Raw genomic sequence first — 20,738 nt, 5'->3', positions numbered from 1 at the left:
TGCTTGTGTGAGAAGGTCGAACGCGACAGGGCCGTGAAGTTTGAATGAAAAGGCCTGTCACACATTGAGGGGGCCTGAGAGCCCGTCGTTGAAGCGCCTAGAACTCACTGGGGGCTACTCACATGAAGAACCGAATTCTGGGCACGACGGCCTTCGCCGTGGTCGCTGCAACGCCGTTCGTCGCCTTGGCGCAGACCGCCGAACCGGCCGCCGTCGCGAGCCAGGCCACAGCCACTCTGGACGAGATCGTCGTCACCGGCTCCTATCGCCGCAGCCTTGAAGAGGCGGTCGACATCAAGCGCAAGACGGTCGGCTTCTCGGACTCCATCGTCGCCACCGACGTCGCCAACTTCCCCGAACAGAACCTGGCCGAGGCGCTGCAGCGCATCCCGGGCGTCACCATCGAACGCAACAAGGGCCTGGGCCAGCGCGTCAACGTGCGCGGCCTGCCCAGCGAGTTCACCTTCGTCAGCATCAACGGCCTGGCCACCGCCTCGGGCAGCGGCGGCCGGGACGTCGAGTTTGACATCTTCGCCTCGGAAATCATCCAGCAGGTGACGGTGCAGAAGTCGCCCCGCGCCGCCGACGAAGAGGGCGGCATCGCCGGCTCGGTCAACATCTCGACCGCCCGTCCGTTCGACTACGCCGGTCGCCGGCTGGTCGGTTCGGTCGAGGGGGCCTACAACTCCATCTCCGAAGAGATCGATCCCAAGATCGCCTTCCTGGCCAGCGACACCTGGGGCGACTTCGGCGCGCTGGTGTCCTTCTCGACGGCCCGCCGCACCAATCGCACCGACTCGGAATCGGGCATCAACTTCCGGCCGATGACGCGCTTTCTGGCGACGTCCACCGGCGCGCGCGGCACGCAGGCGGCCGCGGTTCTTCTGCGCGACGCCGGCGTCTCGGTGCCGAACCGCGCCGACACCAGCGTGACCAACCGGATCATCTTCCAGGACAAGGTCGGCGACCGCGCCTATCTGAATACCCAGGACCAGTGGGGCGGCACGGTCGCGCTGCAATATCGTCCCTCGTCCAACTTCAGCCTGGCGTTCGACGCCATGGTGGGCGGCTACGACACCACCGAGGACGAGTATGATGCGGCCGCCTATTCGGCCTCCAGCCGCTCGACCCTGGAGACCATCCACGAGTTCGACAAGACCACACTGGCCGACTACGGCATGGTGGTGCTGCGCGACGTCTCCTACACCGCCACCCAGCACGAATTTCTCAGCAAGGAGCGGATCAACCACACCGACTACCAGCAGTTCGGAACCGAGCTGAACTGGAGCGGCGACAGCTGGAAACTGCACGCCATTGCCGGCTATTCCGGCGCTGAAAAGACTCTGGACAACTCCAACCTGAAGCACGTCGCCTATGCACCGTCGCGGACGCGCTGGACGGCTGAGGGCGGCGAGACGATCAAGAGCGCCAACCCGGCCTCGATCGACATGTACAACTCGCCCTCGCGCTATCTCTTCGAGGCCTATGAGACCACCTACGAAGAGATCAGCGACGACAAGTACGCCGCCCAGGTCGACTTCACCAAATATCTTGACCTGGACTTCTTCCCGGCCCTGACCAGCGTCCAGTTCGGCGCCCGCTATACGGACAAGTCCAAGGAGCGGCAGTACGGTTCGCTGAACATCCAGGGGCCGAGCGCGGGCAGCACCGCCTGGCTGAATACCCGCACCCTGGCGCAGAGCGAACTGACCCCCATCGGCGATCTGGTCCCCGGCGGCGACTTCAGCATCCGCGACTTGACCTGGAGCCAGGTGTCGAACGACTACGCGCGTCGCACCTTCCGCTACGACGGCTTCTACACCCCGTTCAACGTCGGCGACTATTATGAGGTGACGGAAGAGGTTCTGGCCCTCTACGCCATGGCCGACCTGAATTTCGACATCGGCCCCGTGCCGGTCGCCGTGAACGGCGGCGCGCGCTATGTCGACACCTCGATCACCTCGGCCGGTTATCACCAGATCCAAAATCCGAACGGCTCGACGGGCTACACCCCGGAGCCCGTGTCCAGCGACGGCAGCTACGACAAGGTCCTCCCCAGCCTGAACATCACGGCCGACCTGACGGACAGCCTGATCTTCCGCGCAGCCGGGTCCGAGACCCTGATCCGCCCGGCCCTGACCGACCTGGCCTACAAGCGCACGGCCAGCTGGAACTCGTTCCGCTTCACCGACGGCAACCCCAATCTGAAGCCGACCTACGCCAAACAGTGGGAAGCCGGCCTGGAACAATATCTGGGCGACGGCGGCCTGCTGGCGGTCTCCTACTTCTGGAAGGAGATCGAGGGCGTGGTGCGTCAGGCCCTGACGGGCACGGTGCCGAACGTCACCAAGTACAACGCCAACGGTACGGTCGACGGCGTCTACACCTTCGACGTCTATCAGCCGATCAATGAATCTGGTTCATATAAGGTCAGCGGCGTGGAACTGGTCGCCGTGGTGCCCTTCGGCCAGTTCTTCTCGCCGCTGGAAGGCTTCGGGATCAACGCCAACTACACGGTGCTGGACAGCTCCCTGACCGGCTCCTCGACCCTCGGGATCCCGACGCCGCCTATCGGTCTGGCCGACAACACCTACAACGTCACCCTGTTCTATGAGAACGATAAGCTTCAGGCGCGCGCCTCCTATAACTATAAGGACGAGTATGTCGAAGCGATCGGCTATGAAATGTACCCGATCACGCGCGAGGGCTATGGTCAGGTCGATCTGTCGGCCAGCTACCGCGTGACCGAGAGCCTTCAGCTCAACCTGGAAGGCATCAACGTCACGGACGAGGCGACCAAGGGCTACACGATGGATCCCTCCTTCCCGACCATGTACGAAAAGTCGGGACGCCGGATAAACTTCGGCCTGCGGATGGAGTTCTGATCCATTCCCACAAGCGAACCTCATGTCGAAAGCGGGGGGCGACCGACGTCGTCCTTCGCCTTCCCCGGCCCAACCCGCCGGGACAGAGGCCGGCGCGACGCCCCTTCCGCGAGGAGGGGGCGTCTTCGCTTAGTCGCGTCTGAGTGTCCAGGTGGGCGGGGCGACCATGTCGCTTGATCAGGTCTTCGCCGGCCTGCGGCGCGATCTCATGGCCTATGTGCAGCGCCGGGGCCTGTCGGCCGAGGACGCGGAGGACGTGGCGCAGGAAGCCTTCACGCGTTTCCACCGCGCGGGCCACGATCTGACGGGGCCGGACGCCCGCCCCCTGTTGTTCGTCATCGCCCGAAACCTTCAGGCGGATCGTTGGAAGGCCGCCGGTCGGACGGGGGTTCGCGGCACGGACGACATCCACGCCCTCGACGCCTCGCCGCGCGCCGTGGCCAGCGAGGCGCCTGCCGCCGACCAGCAGCTGATCGGCAGGGAGAATCTGGCTGCGGCCGCCCGCGTCATCCGCGCCCTGCCGCCGCGAACCCGCGACGCCTTTCTATTGCACCGGTTCGAGGACCAGACCTACGCCCAGATCGCCAAACGTCTGGGCGTGTCGGTCAGCATGGTCGAAAAACACATTGCCGAAGCCCTCCGTCAGCTGAAGATTTCACGAGATGGCTGAGGGGTTTGGCGAAACTGTCGTTGTGAGTCTTGAAGGCGTCGGCGCCCCATCCGCCCGCCGCGTCCCGGAGCGTTCTGTTTGCGCATGATCCAGCGCCTGACATCCCTGTTTGATCGTCGGCCGCTGACCGCCGAATCCTGGCTGGCGCGCATGCGACGGCCGGACGTCTCCGCGCGCGACCAGGCGGCCTTCCTCGAATGGCTGGAGGCGGACGACGCTCATCTGGACCAGTACGAGGCTGCGAAGAGCGGTCTGGCGGAACTCTCGCCGTTGGGCGATGTCTTTGCGCCCGATCTGGCGCGTCTGCGGGGACGACGGACTGTCGTGTCCCAGAGACGTCTGCTGATCGCCGGCGGGCTGGCCACAGGCGCGGTGGCGGCGGTGGTCGCCGTCGCTCTTGTCCTGCCCGGCGCGGGGCAGGAGCCCGCCGTCGCGACCGGTCGTCTTTATGCCAGCGCGCCGGGCGAGATCACGGATGTGACGCTGGAAGACGGATCGCGCGTCACCCTGGATTCCGGCACGCGGATCCAGGTCGCCTATGGCCGCGACGCCCGCCGCCTAACCCTGATGCAGGGCGCGGCCTATTTCGACGTCGCCCACAATGCCGAACGACCCTTCCAGGTCGCGGTCGAGGATCGCTACGTCATCGTGACAGGGACGCGGTTCGCGGCGGCGTTGAGAAACGACCAGGCGGAGGTGTCGTTGCTGGAGGGACGGGTCGCCATCGGGCGGACCGACGTCGGCCGCGCCCGCGCGCTGGAGCGCGCCGTCGCCCTGGCTCCGGGGCAGCAGGCCGTCTTCAAACGGGGCGTCAACCGCGTCAGTCTTCGTCGGATCGACGTCGAGGCGGCCACCGCCTGGCGCGAGCGCAGACTGGTCTTCCACGATGCGCCCCTGTCGGTCGTGGTCGAAGAGGCCGGGCGCTACGCAGGCGCGCCCCTGGTGATCGCCGACCCCGCCCTCGCCGAGATGCGCGTGACGGCGGTTTTGCCCCTGACGGACGAGGCGAAACTGATCGACCGGCTGGACGCCCTGTTGCCGATCTCGATCGAACGCGGCGAGGACGGCCGGGTCCTGATCCGCCCCGAATAGGTCTATCGCAGAGCTGTCACGCAAGCGCGCTAAGCGTTGCGTCTTCGTTGTTCGCTACCCTGGCTCAAGGCGCCGTTCGCTTGAAACCGCCCGCACGATCGACGCCGTTCGATGCGCTACGGGGAGGCGTCGCCGCCGCCGCTCTGGCGATCGTCGCCCTCGGCGGCTGGGCCCCGGCCGCCCGGGCGCAGGATCGCGCGCAGGTTTTCGACATCCCCGCCCAGGACGCGCGTCGCGCCTTGGTGCAGCTCTGTGTTTCGGCGGGCTGTGACCTGGCCTTTCTGACGCCCATGGGCGAGGCGCGGCGCACGCGAGCGGTTCGCGGGCAAATGTCCTGGCGCGCTGCGGCAGACCAGATGCTCCAAGGCACCGGCTTGCGGCACCGTTTCATCGGCGACCGGGGGCTGCGGGTCTGGATGGAGGCTCAAAAGCCCGCCGAGATCCCGCCCATTCCCGCCGCAGAGCTGGAGTCGATCACGGTCGTGGGGCGGCTGTCGGAGCAGATCGAGGAATCCTTGCGACGCAAGGCGGCGGCGGACGTCATCCTGGACAGCGCGTCCGCGACCCGGATCGGCGAACTTCCGGCCGCGAATCTGGCCGAGGCCTTGCAGCGGGTCCCCGGCGTGGCCATCGAACGCGAGGTGGGCGAGGGGCAGTTCGTCAGCGTTCGGGGGCTGGGGCCGCTGTTCCAGTCGGTGACCCTGAACGGAGCGCCGGTCGCCTTCAACGAGAACATCCGCAACTCGACCCAGAGCGGTCGGCAGTTCCGCTTCCGCGCCCTGTCGGCCGATCTCCTGGCGGGGGCTCAGCTCACCAAGTCGGCGACGCCCGATCTGATCGAGGGCGGGATCGGCTCCAACATCGACATCGAGACGATCGGCGGCCTGGACGGCGATCCCTTCCTGAGCCTCAGGGCGGGCGCCTCCGTCGAGGCGCGAACGGGCCGGCCGGAAACAGACGTCTCCCTCGCGGGCCGGTTCGTGTCCGAAGGCGGCGCATGGGGTTTGGTCGGCGGCCTGTCCCAGGAGGGGCGGTCGGTCCTCTACGACCGTTTTCAGGTGGGACGCTATACGCCGGTCGTCGTCGAGGGGCAGCCGGCGGTCGCCCCCAGCGATGTGAGGACGACGGTCGAGCACGAGGATCGGCTGAGGCGTAGCCTCTTCCTAGGTGGAGAGTGGCGGGCCTCCCCTTCGCTCAGGCTGCGGTTCGACAGCCTCGTCTCCACCTTCGACAACACCATTCGCGAGGACCGGATCGCCTATGGGGTCGGCGCCCTTCTGGAGACGCCCGGCGCCACGGCCACGGTCACGGACGGCGTGGTCACGGCCGGCTCGATCCGGGCGGGCGTGATCGACAACAACACGGAGTTCTCCGCCCAGGCGCATCTGAACATCGTGGTGTCGGGCAGGGCGGATGTGGTGCTGGGCGATTGGAGCCTGACGCCGCGTTTCAGCCTGTCCCGCGCACGATCAAAGCTGGATACGCCGCTGGAGAGGATCTCCTTCCGTTCGTTACAGGCCCCCGCCTATGCGTTCGACGTCAACGGGGCGGCGAGCGGCCGGCAGGCGGCTCTGCTTGCGACCGATCTGGACCTGACCGACCCGGCCGGCTTCGCCTTCAAGCGTTTGGGCGTGCGCGCCATCGAATCCGTCGACGAGGACCTGACGGGCCTCCTCGATCTGCGGCGTCCCGTGTCCGTCGATCTGGGCAGGACGGTCCTGACCGAAATCGCCTTCGGCGCCCAGATCAGCGATCGGTCCCGCGATTACCAGAGACGCGACCGTGAGGCCGCGCTTCGGCCGGGCGCCGTGGTCACCCCCGAGTTTCTCGGATTTCGCGTGGCCGACGACGTGTTCGATTCCCTGATCGATCGGCATCCGGGATCCTGGACCGCCGCCGATTTCGACCGGTTTCAGCAGGCCTTTCACATCGCAGGGGAGAGCGACGTCCTGGGGATCGGGCCGGACGCCTTGGTCCCCACCGGGGCGGATCTGCAGAATTCCTATCGGGTCGGGGAGCGTGTCGGCGCCCTTTATGCGCGAATGGACTTCGACGGAGCCGCCGCAGGCGCGCCCTTTTCCGGGAACCTGGGGCTTCGCCTAGTGACGACGCGCACGGCGGTGGAGGGCGCGTTTCTGAACGCCGGAGAAAGCGGCGGCGGCGCCATTCGTCCGGTCTCCAAGGTCGGGACCGACACCGCCCTGCTGCCCAGTTTCAACATCGCCTTCGATCTTGATCAGGGCCGCCGGCTCCGGCTCGCGGCGTCGCGGACAATGACGCGGCCCTCGCTGGCGGACCTGCGTCTGGCGACGGTGCCCGCCAGCTCCCTGGTCTCCAACATCTACGAGCGCGGGCAGGCGGAGATCGACGCGCCGTCGCCCGGCTCGATCTTCACCGGGGTCGGCGGTAACCCGGATCTCAGCCCCTATATGTCGACCAATCTCGACGCCTCGTATGAGTGGAGCTTTCCGCAGGGCGCGCTCAGCCTCGCCGTCTTCCACAAAAGCATCGACGACTTCATCGGCCTGGTGGAGGCGCCCGAGATGCTGGTGTTCGAGACCCGCGCCGGTCCCCTGGTGCGGGCCGAGGTGATGATGTCGCGGCCGGCCAATCTGGGGCGCGCGATCAGCCGGGGCGTGGAGGTGGGGCTCCACCGGCGGCTTCCCTCCGGCTTCGGCCTGTGGGCCAGCGGGACCTTCACCGACGGCCACGGACCGGGCGGACGCAGTCTGGCCGGAGTGTCGCGCCTGGCCTATTCGATCAATCCCTTCTTCGAACGGGGGCCGGTCGCGATCGGCCTGTCCTGGTCGTGGCGCTCCGCCTTCCGGTCCGAGGCGGACATGCAGGGGGGAGGGGTGGCCGACTTCACCGTCGGTCCCGCCGGCTATCTGGACGCTCAGGCCTCGTTCGAGATCGGGTCCGGCGGCACCCTGGTCGTCGCCGCCTCCAACCTGACCGATACGACCGACCTCGCCTACGAATACGACACGCGGCGCTTGCTCCAGCTGGGCCGCGTCGGCCCCAGCCTGACCGCCAGCCTGCGTTGGTCCCTGTGATCCCTTTTCCCTTCTGCTTGTGACTTCCGAGGATTTTCGATGCTCAATCTGATAGCGGCCCTTATGGCCGGCTCCGCTCTGGCGGGCGCGGCGCCGGCCTGCGACCTGACCGCAGCCGATCTACGCGCGGCCGGCGGCGACCCCTGCGCCCAAGCCTGGATGGATCGCAATCTGGGTATGAACGATCTGACGGCGGTGGGCACCCACAACAGCTACAAGCTGCCGATCCCGGCCGCCGAACTTCAGGCCATGATCGCCGTCAATCCCGGCGCCGTGGCTCTGGACTATTCGCATCGTCCCCTGACGGAACAGCTGGACGCCGGGGCGCGCCAGATCGAGATCGACGTGCTGAACGATCCGCAGGGCGGACGCTACGCCCACCCCCTGTCGGCCCTGGGACGGCCGGGCCAGGGCGCGCCGGTAAGCGCGGCCTTCGCGGAAGCCATGGCCCGGCCGGGCTTCAAGACCCTGCACATGCCCGACGTCGATTTCCGCAGCACCTGCCTGACCTTCGTGGCCTGTCTGACGGAGATCCGCGACTGGTCGCGCGCTCATCCGGACCATGCCCCCATTCTGATCATGCTGAACGCCAAGACGGGCGGCCCGGCCATGCCCGGCGGAACGACGCCGCTGGATTTCGACGCCGCCGCCTGGGACGCCCTGGACGCCGAGGTGCGGTCGGTGTTCGACGCAGATCACCTGATCACGCCCGACCTTGTCCAGGGGCGGCAAGCCACCCTGCGTGAAGGGGTTCTGGCCGGAGGCTGGCCGCGGCTGGGGGCGGCGCGCGGCAAGGTCTTCTTCGCCCTGGACGAAGGCCCCGAGAAGGTCGCCGCCTATCGCGGCGCGCGGCGTTTGCTGGAGGGCCGGGTCTTCTTCGTCAACACCGACGAGACCTCGCCCGCCGCCGCCTATCTGACCTTGAACGACCCGGTAGCTGATCAGGCGCGCATTCGCGCCGCCGTTCGCGCCGGCTTCATCGTCCGCACCCGCGCCGACGCCGACACCCGGGAGGCGCGGACGGGCGACATCTCCATGCGCAGCGCCGCCTTCGCCAGCGGAGCGCAATATGTGTCTACCGACTATATGACGGCGGATCCGCGTTTCCCTGCCTATCAGGTGCGACTGACCGGGGGTGCGGCGGCCGTCTGCAATCCGTTGCGGACCGAAAAACGGTGCGACGGGCTCGCCGTGGAGCTGACCGACGAAGGGACGGAGCGGGGCTATCTGACCCCGGTGGAACGACCGGATCTGACCCAGGTGCTGGCTCCGCCGCCCCCACCGGGTTCGCCCCGCGCCGTCGCCGACCAGGGCGTGTTCCGTGAGACGCGCGCCCTGCAGGGCACGCCGCGTTGGGCGCTGGCGACCTCGGACGTGTCGGGCGAAATCTATGACGACTTCGCAGAGGCCCTGGGGGTGCGGCTGACGCCAGAGACCGCGCCGGTTCTGACGGCCTTGCTGGATCGGGCCGGCGAGGACCGGTCCGTGGTCGGAGACGCCAAGACCCACTGGGGCACGAAGCGGCCGTACATCGGCACGGACCAGCCGATCTGCGAAGCCAAGACCGAACATCTAGCCGGCAATCCCGACTATCCGTCCGGCCATTCGGCCCACGGCGCCCATGTGGCCATGATCCTGGCGGAACTGGCGCCCCAGCGCGCCGACGCCCTCTACGCCCGCGGACGCGCTTTCGCCGAAAGCCGCTACATCTGCGGTTCTCACAGCTACAGCGCCGTCGAGGCCGGCATATTGTCGGGCATGGTCATTTACGGCGCGGAACAACGCTCGGACGTCTTCCGCCGCGACATGGAGGCCGCGCGCGCCGAGGTCCAGGCGGCGCTGGCGCGGGCCAGCCTGCCGCAATAGGGGCAGCCCCGCCGGTCGAAAGACCGGCGGCTCCCTGGGCGCAGGGCTCCGAAACATGCAGTGTTCGAATGCAGTTCTTCTGTTCGGTGAGGCGGGGCCCGCCTCGCCTCGGGACAGCAGGATGATGGCGGAGAGGGTGGGATTCGAACCCACGGTACCCTTCCAGGCACGCCGCATTTCGAGTGCGGTACATTCGACCACTCTGCCACCTCTCCGCGGCGCATCAGTCGCTTGGTCGAGCGAGCGGCTTCTCTAATGGCAGAGCGGCGGCGCCGCAAGCTGTCTGTGAAAGAAATCCGAACCTATCTTTGCGCCGGCAGCGACAGGCCGGGCGCGGCGCCGGTTTCCGGGTCCAGGCCCTTGAAACGAAACAGCTCGGCGGGGCGGCCGCCCGTGGCCGACGACATCCGGCCGGTGGGCTCGACCAGGCCTGCCCGCTCCACAGCGCGGCGGAAGTTCTGCTTGTGCAGGGTGAGGCCGGAGACGGCCTCGGCGGACGCCTGAAGCTCGGAAAGGGTGAAGGACTCAGGCGTCAGGTCGAACAGGACGGGCCGGTACTTCAGCTTGCTGCGCAGCCGACCGAGGCCCGTGGCGAGAATGCGCCGGTGGTCGGAGCCCATGACGGCGCCGGGGAGGGGCGGGAGATCGTGCGGCGTCTGTCGGGCGTCGCGCCAAGCCTCCGCAACCAGGCGCGCCTCATAAAGAAGTTCATAGCGCTCCAGAACGCGCTCCTCGTTCCAGCGATGATCCGGCGTCAGGGCGAAGAGGGCCCGGGCGCGGCCCAGGCGTCGTTCATCCGCCCCGGCCCAGCGAAGAAGGGCGTCGATCACCGAGCCATGCAGAGTCGATCGGCCGCAACGCCGATCCTCCCAGGGGAAGATGTCGAAGACGGGGGTCCATTGGGCGTCATGGGCCGGCGGAGCGGCGGCTTCCGAGGTCAGGGCCAGATAGCCGACCGACACCTCGCGCATCTGGTCGGGGCCGGGCGCTGCGCGGGGCGAGGCGCGGCCCGCGTCGCCGAAGGTGTAGAGCTGTTCGACGAAGCCGAGCCGGAACCCCGTCTGATCGGTCACGAAGTCGCGCAGCGCTCGCTCAAAGGTACGGTCCCGCGCCGGGTCGAAAGGCCCGAAGGGCAGGGCGCGAACGCCGTCTTCGGTCTGGGTGGTCAGGACCACGGCCCGACGGTCCTTCAGCGTCATGACGACGGCCGACAGACCGATTCGCACGCCCTGATCCGTCGGCCCGGTCACAGCTCTATTCCGTGTGCCAGGCGTCGTCGGCGGGCAGAAGGCCCACGGCCTTGGCCAGCACCTGATACCGCTCCAGATAGCGAGCCTGAGCGAGAGAGGCCGGCAGGGGCTCGATGGTCAGGCTGTATCCGGGCGGCGGCGCGCCGAAGAAGCCGAGCGATTCCCTCTCGCTGAAACCCGCCAACTGCGTCGCCTCGAAATAGGCGCAGGCCTTGTCCGCCTTCTTGATCAGGGTCTTGATCGTTTGGGGCGTCTTGGGCGGCAGGCCGTAGCGGACGTGGATGGCGGCTTCCAGCCGCGCCTCGAAGTCCTTGTAGCCGGATCCCAGGGCCGCCTTGAACGGCGAGATCATGTCGCCGATGACATATTCGGAGGCGTCGTGCAGCAGAGCGGCGAGGCGCCATTTGGGATCGAGCCCCGGCTTGATGTGGGCGGCGATCTCCTCGACCACGACGCTGTGCTGGGCCACCGAAAAGGCGTGCTCGCCGATGGTCTGGCCGTTCCACCGCGCAACCCGGGCCAGGCCGTGGGCGATGTCCTCGATCTCAATGTCAAAAGGAGAGGGGTCGAGCAAATCCAGGCGTCGGCCCGACAGCATGCGCTGCCAGGCGCGGACTTCGGTCTTTTTCTTGGGGCGCTCGGCCAAATCGTCGATCCTGCTCGCTGGTGGGCTGGTCAGGTGACGCAAAGCGCCGTCAGGATCAAGGCGTCCGGCCGTCGGCGCTTGTTTTCGGCGTGGATTTCAGTCTCCGACGTTCAGGGCGACCAGATCCTTGGCCGTTTCGAACACCCGGTCGTGCCGTGACTTGGAGCGAACCGTGGCGATGACGAGCGGGCCGCCGGCGGGCCCACGCGCCTCGAAGCCGACCTGACGCCATGCGCCCGCCGGCACGTCGTCGTCCGCCAGGATGAAGCTGGCCCGCGTGGCGTCCCCTGGCGCCTGGGTGCGAATCTGGGTGGTTTCGCCGTTAGAGTCGATCTTGACGCTGCTCTTTTCGGTGCGGACGCCTTCGCCGTCCTTGGACTGGATGTTGATGCCCGCGATGCGAACGCTCGCGCTGTCGCCCCGGGTCTCGATCTGAAGCCCCGGAAGCTTGACCGAGGCGTCATCGCCCTTGGCCTGGATGTTCACGCCGGGCGCGGCGACAGTGGCCTCTTCCGTACCGTTTTCCGTCTGGCGGGCGTCGATACGCATCGCCGCCTGGGGCATGTCCGACGAGACGCGGCGTTCATATTCGCGCAGCACGTCCTCGGCGGACCGATCTTCAAGCTTGACCAGATAGAGCACCACCTCCGCGCCGCGAGGGCCGCCGTAGGTGCAGGCGGCCCCGCCCGGGTCAGCAAAGCCCTTGCGCGTCAGCACGCCCAGCGTTTCGGGGCATTTCAGACCTTCGACGACCTTGAGCACGCCGGGCTCTACGTCGTTGGAGGCGCTGGTCGTGGTGGTCTTGGTGATCCGAACCGCGTTTTCGCCGTCACAGGCGACCAGGCCTGCACCGAGCCCGACGATCGCCACGCCGGCGATCAGCAAACGATACGGGGGTGTAACGCTCATGGTCTCTATTTTGAGCCGTCGAAGAGAGTGGTCCAGTGAAATCGCGGTAATGCCGCTCAGCCGCCCGGGCGCGCGCCGTCTCTGCGGCCCAGGAAGGCCAGACGTTCGAACAGGTGAATGTCCTGCTCGTTCTTGAGCAGGGCGCCGTGCAGGGGCGGGATCAGCTTGTTGGGCGTCTTTTCGCGCAGGGTTTCCGCGTCAATGTCTTCGACCAGCAGCAGCTTCAGCCAATCCAGCAGTTCGGAGGTGGAGGGCTTCTTCTTCAGGCCGGGCGTGTCGCGGATCTCGTAGAAGGTCTTCAACGCCTCCGAGACCAGGCGCGGTTTGATGCCCGGAAAATGGACGTCGACGATGGCCGCCAGGGTCTCGGCGTCGGGAAAGCGGATATAGTGGAAGAAGCAGCGGCGCAGGAAGGCGTCCGGCAGCTCCTTCTCATTGTTCGAGGTGATGATGACGATGGGCCGGACCTCGGCGCGGATCGTCTCGTCGATCTCCTGAACATAGAACTCCATCCGGTCGAGTTCCTGCAACAGGTCGTTGGGGAATTCGATGTCCGCCTTGTCGATCTCGTCGATCAGCAGGACGGGGCGCGTCGGGGATGTGAAAGCCTCCCACAACTTGCCCTTCTTCAGATAGTTGCGGACGTCCTGAACCCGCGCCTCGCCGAGCTGGCTGTCGCGCAGCCGGCTGACGGCGTCGTACTCATAGAGTCCGTTATGGGCCTTGGTGGTCGATTTGACGTGCCAGGTGATCAGGGGCGCATCGAAGGCCTTGGCGACCTCATAGGCCAGCACGGTCTTGCCCGTTCCCGGTTCCCCCTTGATCAGCAGCGGACGTTCCAAGGCCACGGCCGCATTGACGGCGACCTTCAGGTCGGCCGTTGCGATATAGCGATCAGTGCCTTCAAACCGGCTCATGAAAAAACCCGCCTCGTGAGTGCCACGAAGCGGGTTAGCCGATCGGCAATCGCCTGAACAGCGATCAGGTGATGTGTTTTGGCGAGATGGGATCGCTGGCGGGGAAGGTCTCTTCCACGCTCTCGTCGATCAGCGCCTCCTCGCGCCCTTCTTCCGGATTTACGCGGTGTTCCAACTGGTCGGGCTTGCCTTCGCGCGGTTCGACCCTTTTGGCGTGGGGTGTGTCCGTCGAGGCGTCTTGTTTAGCGTTCGCGTCCTGCATGTGCGCTCCTTTCAGGATTCTTGCGTGCGGGCGTCGTCGGCGCCGTAGCCGAGCTGTTCGATATCGTCGTCGTCGAGGCGTCGCGCCTCCCAGTGCGCCGCACTGGCCTGGGCGCCGCGCTCATTTTCCATCAGGCCCGAGTAGACCAGTTCGACTTCGCCCTCGGCCGCCAGATCATTGCTGTCGGCGTCGGACTGATTGACCTTTTCGCCGTCCATGCCGAGCAGGGCGTCCGCCTCGCGCTCGATCCCATCCAGGGCCAGTTGATCGTCGATGTCGAGGTCGTCCTCGTCGAAGGCGTCTTCGTCCGCATCGCCGTCGGCCTGGGTGACGTCAAGAATTTGGTCAGCCTCATCCAGCAGAAGGTCGCCTTCGCCTTCATCGTCCAGATGGGTTTCGTCAAAGACCTCGGCCTGTCCCTGATCGTCCTGATAGTCCATGTCGGGCATGGTCGCCTCCTGTCTGGTGACGAAACGTCGCCCCGAGGCAGGTGTTCCGCGCAGGCTGGGGACAAGGGATGATTAACCCTCAGCCTTTAAGGTTTCGAATCGTTAGGGGCGGTCCATCTTCGATCGGTTCCGACCTGCTGAAGGAGTTCGGTCGTCAATGGCTTTGAAACTGTCGTTGAAACCCGGCGAAAAATTCGTGTTGAACGGCGCGGTGGTTCAAAACGGCGACCGTCGCGGCGTTCTCATCCTGCAAAACCGCGCCAGTGTTTTGCGTGAAAAGGACATCATGCAGGCCGATGAGGTCACGACCCCTGCGCGCCGCATCTATTTCCCGATCATGATGATGTATCTGGACGAGGCGTCGGCGTCGAAATTCTACGACGAGATGGCCCTCCGCATCACCGAATTCATGGGGGCGACCAAGAACCCGGACGTCTTGGCCGAATGTGTCTCCGCCTCGCGCCATGTGCTGCAACGCGAATACTATAAGGCCTTGATGGCCGCCCGTAAGATTGTCGATTACGAAGAGAAGGTGCTCAATGTCGCTTCAGGCGTACGCAGCGGCGGCGACGCGGGCTGAGACGCCCCGCGACCTGGAATACCGGCTGTTCGGTCAGGTCACGCGCGCCCTGGTCCAGGCGTCCAAGTCTGATGAGCGCGATCTGGCCACCCGGATTGACGCCTTGGATTGGAATCGCCGTCTTTGGTCGGCCCTGGCGGCGGACTGCGGCGATTCCGCCAATGTCCTGCCGCAGGCCGTGCGCGCCCAGATCATCTCGCTGAGCCTGTTCGTCAATCGCCACTCTTCTCTGGTCATGCGCGGAGAGGAGTCGTTCGAGGACCTGATCGACATCAATCGCATGATGATGCAGGGCCTGGCGCCGGGCGCGCAGCAGGCGGCCTGACGACCGACTTCACGAAATCGCGAAGCCTATTGGCGCAAGGCCTTGAGGCGTCTTACCTTTCGAGTCCCTGTTCAACAGTCGAAAGGAGGTGATCCAGTGTCTCATTGTCATCAATCGCGTGCGGTGGCCGCGACCCTGGTCCTCGTTGGAGGCCTGGCCTGATCCTTTCGGGCTGAGTTGCGGTCCGGCCGTTCGCGGTCAGACAATGAAGGGCCGTCGCGGCGACGCGGCGGCCCTTTTGTCGTTCAGGGCAGAACGCCCGAGAACCATCCGGCCGCGTGATGGGCGATCTCTGACACCGTGTGCCAGATCAGGAACAGGTAGAGGCCGCAGGCGCTGGTCGCCAGTGCGCCCAGCAGAATGGCCACACCGTCTCTCTGCATCATCCCCAGGGCGAAGAAGACCAGGGCGATGCCCGGCAGGGCGTCTCCGAACGGAATCGGCAGGGCCATGATCAGCGCCAGCAGGACGCAGACGAGGCCCGTGATGGTATCCGCGACTTCGCCCGTCAAAAGGGGCAGGCGAGGCTGAGTCAGGTTTTCGACATAGCGCACCGTCTTCATGATCCGCGACACCCCGGCGCGATAGGCGGGACGGCTGATCGAGGTGCGCAGCGCCCAGCGCGGCAACCAGATCGAACTGCGCTGAAAGGCCAGTTCCAGCGACATCAGAATGATGGGCACGGCGAACACCGCCTTGCCGCCCGGCGGCCACGGCAGCAGGGCCAGCATCGACAGGATCAGTATCATGGCCCCGAAGCCCCGTTCGCCGAAAGCGGCGACCAGCTCTTCCAGCTTCAGTTTGGGGTCGTCGCCTTCGCCCAGTTCCTCGATCACGTCGGAGAAGAGCCGCAGGTCGTCGTTCGGCTTGTCTTGGGCGGGCATCAGCGGCGGGCTCGGCGAAAGGAGTTCGCCCATTTAGGCGCACAGAGGTTTCACCGCCACTTACGGAACGGCAACAATGCCGAAGAATCGCGCCGAACCGGCTATTTCTCGGCCGCGTGTTCGGGTTTGCCCTTGCGTTCGGTGTGGGCGAAGTCTTCCAGCTGTTTTTCCGTCATGGACTCGGCCATGGACTTGGACGCGCCCTTCAGCTCCGACTTGGGCGTGTCGCCGCGCTTGGCCGACAGGGCGGCGCCGGCGGCCTTCTGCTGGGCTGCGGATTTTGCGGGCATGGGTGTCTCCTTCCGTCCGGAAGAAGCCGTCAGCCGCCCAGCAGTTCCCGACCGATGAGGAAGCGACGGATCTCGTTGGTGCCGGCGCCGATGTCATAGAGTTTGGCGTCTCGGACCAGACGTTCGACAGGCCACTCCTTGGTGTAGCCCGCGCCGCCCAGGGCCTGAACGGCCTCAAGCGTGACCTTCACGGCGTTTTCGGACGCCAGCAGAATGGCGCCCGCGGCGTCATAGCGGGTGGTGAGGCCTGCGTCGCAGGCGCGGGCGACCGAATAGACATAGGCCCGGGCGCTGTTCAGGGCGACGTACATGTCGGCCACCTTGCCCTGCATCAGCTGGAAGCTGCCGATCGGCTTGCCGAACTGTTTGCGGTCGCGGACATAGGGCAGGACCACGTCCAGGGCGGCCTGCATGATGCCCAAGGGGCCGGCGGCGAGCACCGCGCGCTCATAATCCAGGCCGCTCATCAGCACGCCGGCGCCGCCGCCGACCGGGCCCATGACGTTCTCCTCGGGCACTTCGCAGTCCTCGAACACCAGTTCGGCGGTGTCGGAGCCGCGCATGCCCATCTTGTCCAGCTTCTTGGAGACGCTGAACCCCTTCATGCCCTTTTCGATGAGAAGGGCGGTCACCCCGCCGTTGCCGTCGCCCGTGCGGGCATAGACCACCAGGGTCTCGGCGTGGGGGGCGTTGGTGATCCAGAACTTGGTCCCGTTCAGGACGTAGCGGTCGCCCCGCTTTTCGGCCCGGGTGCGCATGGACATGACGTCCGAGCCGGAACCGGCCTCGGACATGGCGAGCGATCCGACGTGTTCGCCGCTGATCAGCTTGGGCAGATATTTCTGTTTCTGCTCAGGCGTGCCCCAGCGGCGGATCTGGTTGACGCACAGATTGGAGTGGGCGCCGTAGCTGAGGCCGATCGAGGCCGAGGCGCGCGACACCTCCTCCATCGCCACCACATGTTCCAGATAGCCCAGGCCCAGGCCGCCGAACTCTTCCTCGACCGTGATGCCGTGCAGGCCCAGTTCGCCCATCTCGGGCCAGAGTTCGCGGCGGAAGCTGTTCGTTTCGTCGATCTCGGCGGCCAGGGGCGCCAGGCGATCCGCCGCCCAGCGCGCGGTGGTGTCGCGAATGGCGTCCGCGTTCTCGCCGAGGCCGAATTCCATGGATTGGGGTGCGAAGGGAATGCTCATGCCATTCGGCGTAGCATCGCGCACGGCCTTTCGCAAAGCGCAGGACGACCTGTCCGTTTCAGCCTGTGACGATTCCGTCCGTCAGGCCGTCGGATCCGTCGGGCGGCCCCAGCGCTGAAACAGGTTGTAGCCCGAAACCCCGACGCAGGCCAAGGCGATGATCGCCAGCACCCAGCCGATGACGGCGGTTTCGCCCCCCGTCGCCTTCGAGGCTTGTCGGAACGCCGCCATGGCCGCGCCGAAGGCCAGCATGCCTATGCCGCCCATCACCAGGAAGGTCGCGGTTTCGCCCCAGTCGAACCGCTTGTCGGGCGTCGCCTCCCGGTCGACCGACAGATGCAGGCCGTCCTCCGGTTGAACCTCCGTGTCGAACAGGGCGGTCTGATCGAGGTCGGTGATTTCCGTCGCATCAGTCGCGGCGTCGGGAGGCGGAGCGGCCTCCAAACGCCCCGCCGACGCCTGCTCGCTGTCCGGCTCGGCGGGCGGCTCGGTCGGGGCGATCAAGAACATGGGCACCTGAACCGTCTGTTCCTCCACGTCGGGCGCATCGGCGGATGCCAGGGTCGGCGTGGGGCTCGGGGCGTTGGACGGCTCGAAGGCGGGCTGATCGACGGAGGCCGCTTCCGCCTCGGCGGCCGGCGCCGCCACAGCCTCCTCCGGAAGGCTCACGCCGTCGTCGTTCGCCGGCTCCGCTTCTGCGGCAAGGGTCTCAAGCGGGACGGGCGTCAGCGCCGCCGGGACGGCTGAGGCGGAGGCCGCCGGGGGCGACGGGGGGGGCGAGGAGAGGAGGGCGAGCGGTCCGGTCACCCGAATCGCGTAGGGAGAATAGAAGGCGGCCGCGCTGGGCGCCGGGCGGGCGGCAGGGGGCGTGGGGGACGGCTCCGCTGAGGCCGGCTCGGGTTCCTCCGACGCTGTGGGCAGTTCGAGGGTCGGAGCGACGAACTCACCTGCATCAGCCTCCACGGGGGGCTCGCTTTTTTCCGCCTGATCATATGAAGATTCGGCAGGCGTAGGCGCGGCCTGGGCCTCTTCGGGTTCCGCTCTCGACGCCCGCTCGTCCGGAAGAAGCGCAGCAGAGGATTCAGAAGCGGGCGAGGCGGAGTCTGCGCACGGCTTGCCCGCATCGACCAAAGGTTCGACCGTCGTCACCGGCTCGGCTTCCACCGGTTGAGCTTCGCCGTTCGCCATGGGGGTTTCGGCGTCCTGGCTCGCAGGTGCGTCCGCGGCGTCGTCTGCAGGATGAGACGCCTGATCGGGACCTTCGTCGACCTCTTCATCCGCTTGCTTGAGATCCGACTCGTTCAGCAGGGCGGATATTGCGCTTTCCCACGTCATGGGCTCCGACGCGTCATGGGCCGGAAAAGGCGCGACATCGACCGCGTCGAAACCGGTCGAACCGGCCGCCTCCGTCGTCTCCAAGATCGTCGCCGTCGCCGGGGGCAGGGGAGCGGACAGCAGATCGGCAAGGGAGACCGGGGCGTCCGGATTGGCGACGAACAGGGCCCGTTCGGTCGCGCGGCGACGCGGGGGCGACAAGGGGCCGCCGTCGTCGATCCAGGCGGCCAGGGCTTCGGCCGCAGCCTGGGTCTCACCCGCGTTCAGTCGCCTCAAGACCTCGGAGGAGCGGAAGCGATCCACCCCGATGGAGAAGACGAAACTGGCGAGGGCGTCGTACTGGTGCTGGTTCAGCGGCGCCTGGACTTCGTCGATCGCCTTGACGACAGGCAGCAGGTCGTACTGCAACAGCAGTTCAGCATCGACTTCCGAAACGGTCAGCCCCTCGCGGGCGGACGCCGTATGGCCATAACCGATCATCCAGCGGCCGTCGTCGCGCTGGATCGCCCGAGGGCGGAAACCCTCGAAGCTCTTGATCAGAATGACACCCTCGCGGGAGATCTTGGTCGGTTTCAACGTGTCTGACACAGGTGTTGCCCCAAAGCGAGACGACGGCTCGGCCCTGAGCCGTCCCGCAGCAAGCCTGGGGCCAAGCGTTTACAACAGAACGATCGTCGCAAGACCCAGGAATATGAGGAAGCCGAAGAAATCGGTCGTGGCGGTCACGAACACCGCCGAGGAGACGGCGGGGTCGAACTTCAGCTTCGACAGGGTCAGGGGCGTCAGAACCCCGATACAGGCCGCGACCAGCAGGTTCAGGATCATGGCGGCGGCGATGACGACGCCGATCTTCCAGTCCTCATCTCGGAACCAGATCCCCGCGGCGACGCCGATCAGGGGCGCCAGGATCAGGCCGTTGGCCAGGCCCACGACCAGTTCGCGGAAAAACGTGCGGGTGGCGTTGGCGGAGTTCAGTTCGCGGGTCGCGAGGGCGCGGACAGTGACGGTCAGAGCCTGGGTGCCTGCATTGCCGCCGATGGCCGAGACGATGGGCATCAGGACCGCCAGGGCCACAATTTGTTGGATCGTGCCCTCGAACAGGCCGATCACGCTGGCGCCCAGGGCGGCGGTCGCCAGGTTGATGGCCAGCCAAGGCACGCGGCCGCGCACGATCTCGGTCACGGACGAGCCGCGATCCTCGTCGGAGACACCCGCCAGACGCAGGATGTCCTCGCGGTTCTCCTCCTGAATGATGTTGACGATGTCGTCGACAGTGATCTGGCCGACCAGCCGGCCGGCCGCGTCCACGACCGGCGCCGAGATCAGATGGTATTTTTCGAAGATGTAGGCGACCTCTTCCTGGTCCTGATCGACCGCGATCTCATTGATCGGCTCCATCAGGTCGGACAGGGCGGCGCTGCGCGGGGCACGCAACAGGCCGCTAATCGGCACCCCGCCGACGGGGCGGTTCAGCGGATCGACCACATAGATGTCGAAGAAGAGCTCCGGCAGGTCATCGCCCTGTTTGCGGATATGGTCGATGGTGTCGCCCACGCTCCAGAACTGGGGCGCTGCCATCACCTCGCGCTGCATCAGGCGGCCGGCGGACTCTTCCTCATAGCCCAGGCTGTTCTCGATCGCGGCGCGATCGACGTCGGGCATGGCGGCCAGGACGCGTTCGCGCTGGTCGTCTTCCAGATCCTCGACCACGGCGGCGGCGTCGTCGGAATCCAGTTCCTGTAGGGCCTCGGCCAGGGTGCCGTGCGGCACCCGCTCCAGCACTTCTTCCCGAATCCCGTCGTCCAGCTCCGGCAGGGTCTCGGCCAACAGTTCCGGCGGCAGCCACAGCACCACGACCGCGCGGTGCTCAGCCGTCAGGAAGCCCATCAGATCGGCGACGTCGGCGGGGTGCAGATCCTCCAGCAGCGACCGCAGTCGCATGCCGTCGCCGTCGTCGGCGGCGTCCACGACCTTTTCGACGAATTGGGGCGTGAGGACATAGTCCTCGTCCAGGGCGGCGTGGTCTTCGGTTTCAGGCGCTTCGGCTGGAGCAAAGGCGGTGTCCGTGGTGCTCACGTGGTCGCCTCCCTTGGTAGAATGTCCAGCCGTAGTTAGCCGATGAATCGCCC

18 protein-coding genes and 1 tRNA gene are annotated in these 20,738 nt (G+C 66.5%); 7 read left to right on the top strand and 12 right to left on the bottom strand.

Annotated elements, in window-relative coordinates; genetic code table 11:
- The first annotated feature begins 122 nt into the window (after positions 1-122).
- The 5 genes from ACZ5M6_RS12775 (at position 123) to ACZ5M6_RS12755 (ending at position 9,569) form a co-directional block, all read left to right on the top strand.
- Positions 123-2,885, top strand: coding sequence for a TonB-dependent receptor (locus ACZ5M6_RS12775; RefSeq protein WP_464158797.1), 2,763 nt, complete (start codon positions 123-125; stop codon positions 2,883-2,885).
- A gap of 166 nt (positions 2,886-3,051) precedes the next feature.
- On the top strand, positions 3,052-3,555 hold the full coding sequence (locus ACZ5M6_RS12770) for an RNA polymerase sigma factor (protein ID WP_054766082.1): 504 nt from the start codon (positions 3,052-3,054) through the stop codon (positions 3,553-3,555).
- 84 nt (positions 3,556-3,639) lie between these two features.
- Positions 3,640-4,647, top strand: a complete 1,008-nt coding sequence (locus ACZ5M6_RS12765; RefSeq protein ID WP_287104881.1) for a FecR family protein — start codon at positions 3,640-3,642, stop codon at positions 4,645-4,647.
- An 80-nt stretch (positions 4,648-4,727) separates the two neighbouring features.
- Positions 4,728-7,703, top strand: a complete 2,976-nt coding sequence (locus ACZ5M6_RS12760) for a TonB-dependent receptor (protein WP_464158796.1) — start codon at positions 4,728-4,730, stop codon at positions 7,701-7,703.
- Positions 7,704-7,742: 39 nt separating this feature from the next.
- Complete coding sequence (locus tag ACZ5M6_RS12755) at positions 7,743-9,569, top strand: Ca2+-dependent phosphoinositide-specific phospholipase C (protein ID WP_464158795.1); 1,827 nt, start codon at positions 7,743-7,745, stop codon at positions 9,567-9,569.
- 125 nt (positions 9,570-9,694) lie between these two features.
- Here the strand turns inward: ACZ5M6_RS12755 and ACZ5M6_RS12750 are convergent.
- The 7 genes from ACZ5M6_RS12750 to ACZ5M6_RS12720 all read right to left on the bottom strand — a co-directional run bounded on the left by ACZ5M6_RS12750 (position 9,695) and on the right by ACZ5M6_RS12720 (position 14,002).
- Positions 9,695-9,784, bottom strand: a tRNA-Ser gene (locus ACZ5M6_RS12750).
- An 87-nt stretch (positions 9,785-9,871) separates the two neighbouring features.
- Positions 9,872-10,819, bottom strand: coding sequence for an NUDIX hydrolase (locus ACZ5M6_RS12745; RefSeq protein ID WP_464158794.1), 948 nt, complete (start codon positions 10,817-10,819; stop codon positions 9,872-9,874).
- 4 nt (positions 10,820-10,823) lie between these two features.
- Complete coding sequence (locus ACZ5M6_RS12740) at positions 10,824-11,417, bottom strand: YfbR-like 5'-deoxynucleotidase (RefSeq protein WP_464160125.1); 594 nt, start codon at positions 11,415-11,417, stop codon at positions 10,824-10,826.
- A gap of 144 nt (positions 11,418-11,561) precedes the next feature.
- On the bottom strand, positions 11,562-12,374 hold the full coding sequence (locus ACZ5M6_RS12735; RefSeq protein WP_228184367.1) for a methyltransferase type 11: 813 nt from the start codon (positions 12,372-12,374) through the stop codon (positions 11,562-11,564).
- 56 nt (positions 12,375-12,430) lie between these two features.
- On the bottom strand, positions 12,431-13,291 hold the full coding sequence (locus tag ACZ5M6_RS12730) for an AAA family ATPase (protein ID WP_152950575.1): 861 nt from the start codon (positions 13,289-13,291) through the stop codon (positions 12,431-12,433).
- A gap of 64 nt (positions 13,292-13,355) precedes the next feature.
- A complete protein-coding gene (locus ACZ5M6_RS12725; RefSeq protein ID WP_054766076.1) occupies positions 13,356-13,553 on the bottom strand; it encodes a hypothetical protein in 198 nt (65 codons plus the stop codon).
- A gap of 11 nt (positions 13,554-13,564) precedes the next feature.
- Positions 13,565-14,002: a hypothetical protein gene (locus ACZ5M6_RS12720; RefSeq protein WP_054766075.1), complete on the bottom strand. Its 438-nt coding sequence runs from the start codon at positions 14,000-14,002 to the stop codon at positions 13,565-13,567.
- Between the two features lie 157 nt (positions 14,003-14,159).
- Between ACZ5M6_RS12720 and flbT the strand changes: the two genes are divergently transcribed.
- Both flbT and flaF read left to right on the top strand, forming a co-directional pair.
- Positions 14,160-14,582 (top strand): flagellar biosynthesis repressor FlbT, encoded by a 423-nt coding sequence (flbT, locus tag ACZ5M6_RS12715; protein ID WP_464158793.1) that lies wholly within the window; start codon positions 14,160-14,162, stop codon positions 14,580-14,582.
- Positions 14,542-14,907, top strand: a complete 366-nt coding sequence (gene flaF, locus ACZ5M6_RS12710) for a flagellar biosynthesis regulator FlaF (RefSeq protein ID WP_464158792.1) — start codon at positions 14,542-14,544, stop codon at positions 14,905-14,907. The genes flbT and flaF overlap by 41 nt, the downstream gene beginning before the upstream one ends.
- A 245-nt stretch (positions 14,908-15,152) precedes the next feature.
- Here the strand turns inward: flaF and ACZ5M6_RS12705 are convergent, their stop codons facing one another.
- From ACZ5M6_RS12705 to mgtE, 5 genes are all read right to left on the bottom strand, one after another.
- On the bottom strand, positions 15,153-15,791 hold the full coding sequence (locus ACZ5M6_RS12705; RefSeq protein ID WP_464158791.1) for an exopolysaccharide biosynthesis protein: 639 nt from the start codon (positions 15,789-15,791) through the stop codon (positions 15,153-15,155).
- A gap of 101 nt (positions 15,792-15,892) precedes the next feature.
- Positions 15,893-16,081, bottom strand: a complete 189-nt coding sequence (locus tag ACZ5M6_RS12700) for a DUF3008 family protein (RefSeq protein ID WP_228184363.1) — start codon at positions 16,079-16,081, stop codon at positions 15,893-15,895.
- A gap of 29 nt (positions 16,082-16,110) precedes the next feature.
- Positions 16,111-17,274 (bottom strand): isovaleryl-CoA dehydrogenase, encoded by a 1,164-nt coding sequence (locus tag ACZ5M6_RS12695; protein ID WP_464158790.1) that lies wholly within the window; start codon positions 17,272-17,274, stop codon positions 16,111-16,113.
- 81 nt (positions 17,275-17,355) lie between these two features.
- A complete protein-coding gene (locus ACZ5M6_RS12690) occupies positions 17,356-19,197 on the bottom strand; it encodes a lysozyme (protein WP_464158789.1) in 1,842 nt (613 codons plus the stop codon).
- Positions 19,198-19,266: 69 nt separating this feature from the next.
- A complete protein-coding gene (mgtE, locus tag ACZ5M6_RS12685; RefSeq protein ID WP_464158788.1) occupies positions 19,267-20,685 on the bottom strand; it encodes a magnesium transporter in 1,419 nt (472 codons plus the stop codon).
- Between the last annotated feature and the right edge of the window lie 53 nt (positions 20,686-20,738).

The organism is Brevundimonas sp. Br13 (assembly GCF_055391505.1).
This window is presented reverse-complemented; position numbering and strand designations above follow the sequence as displayed.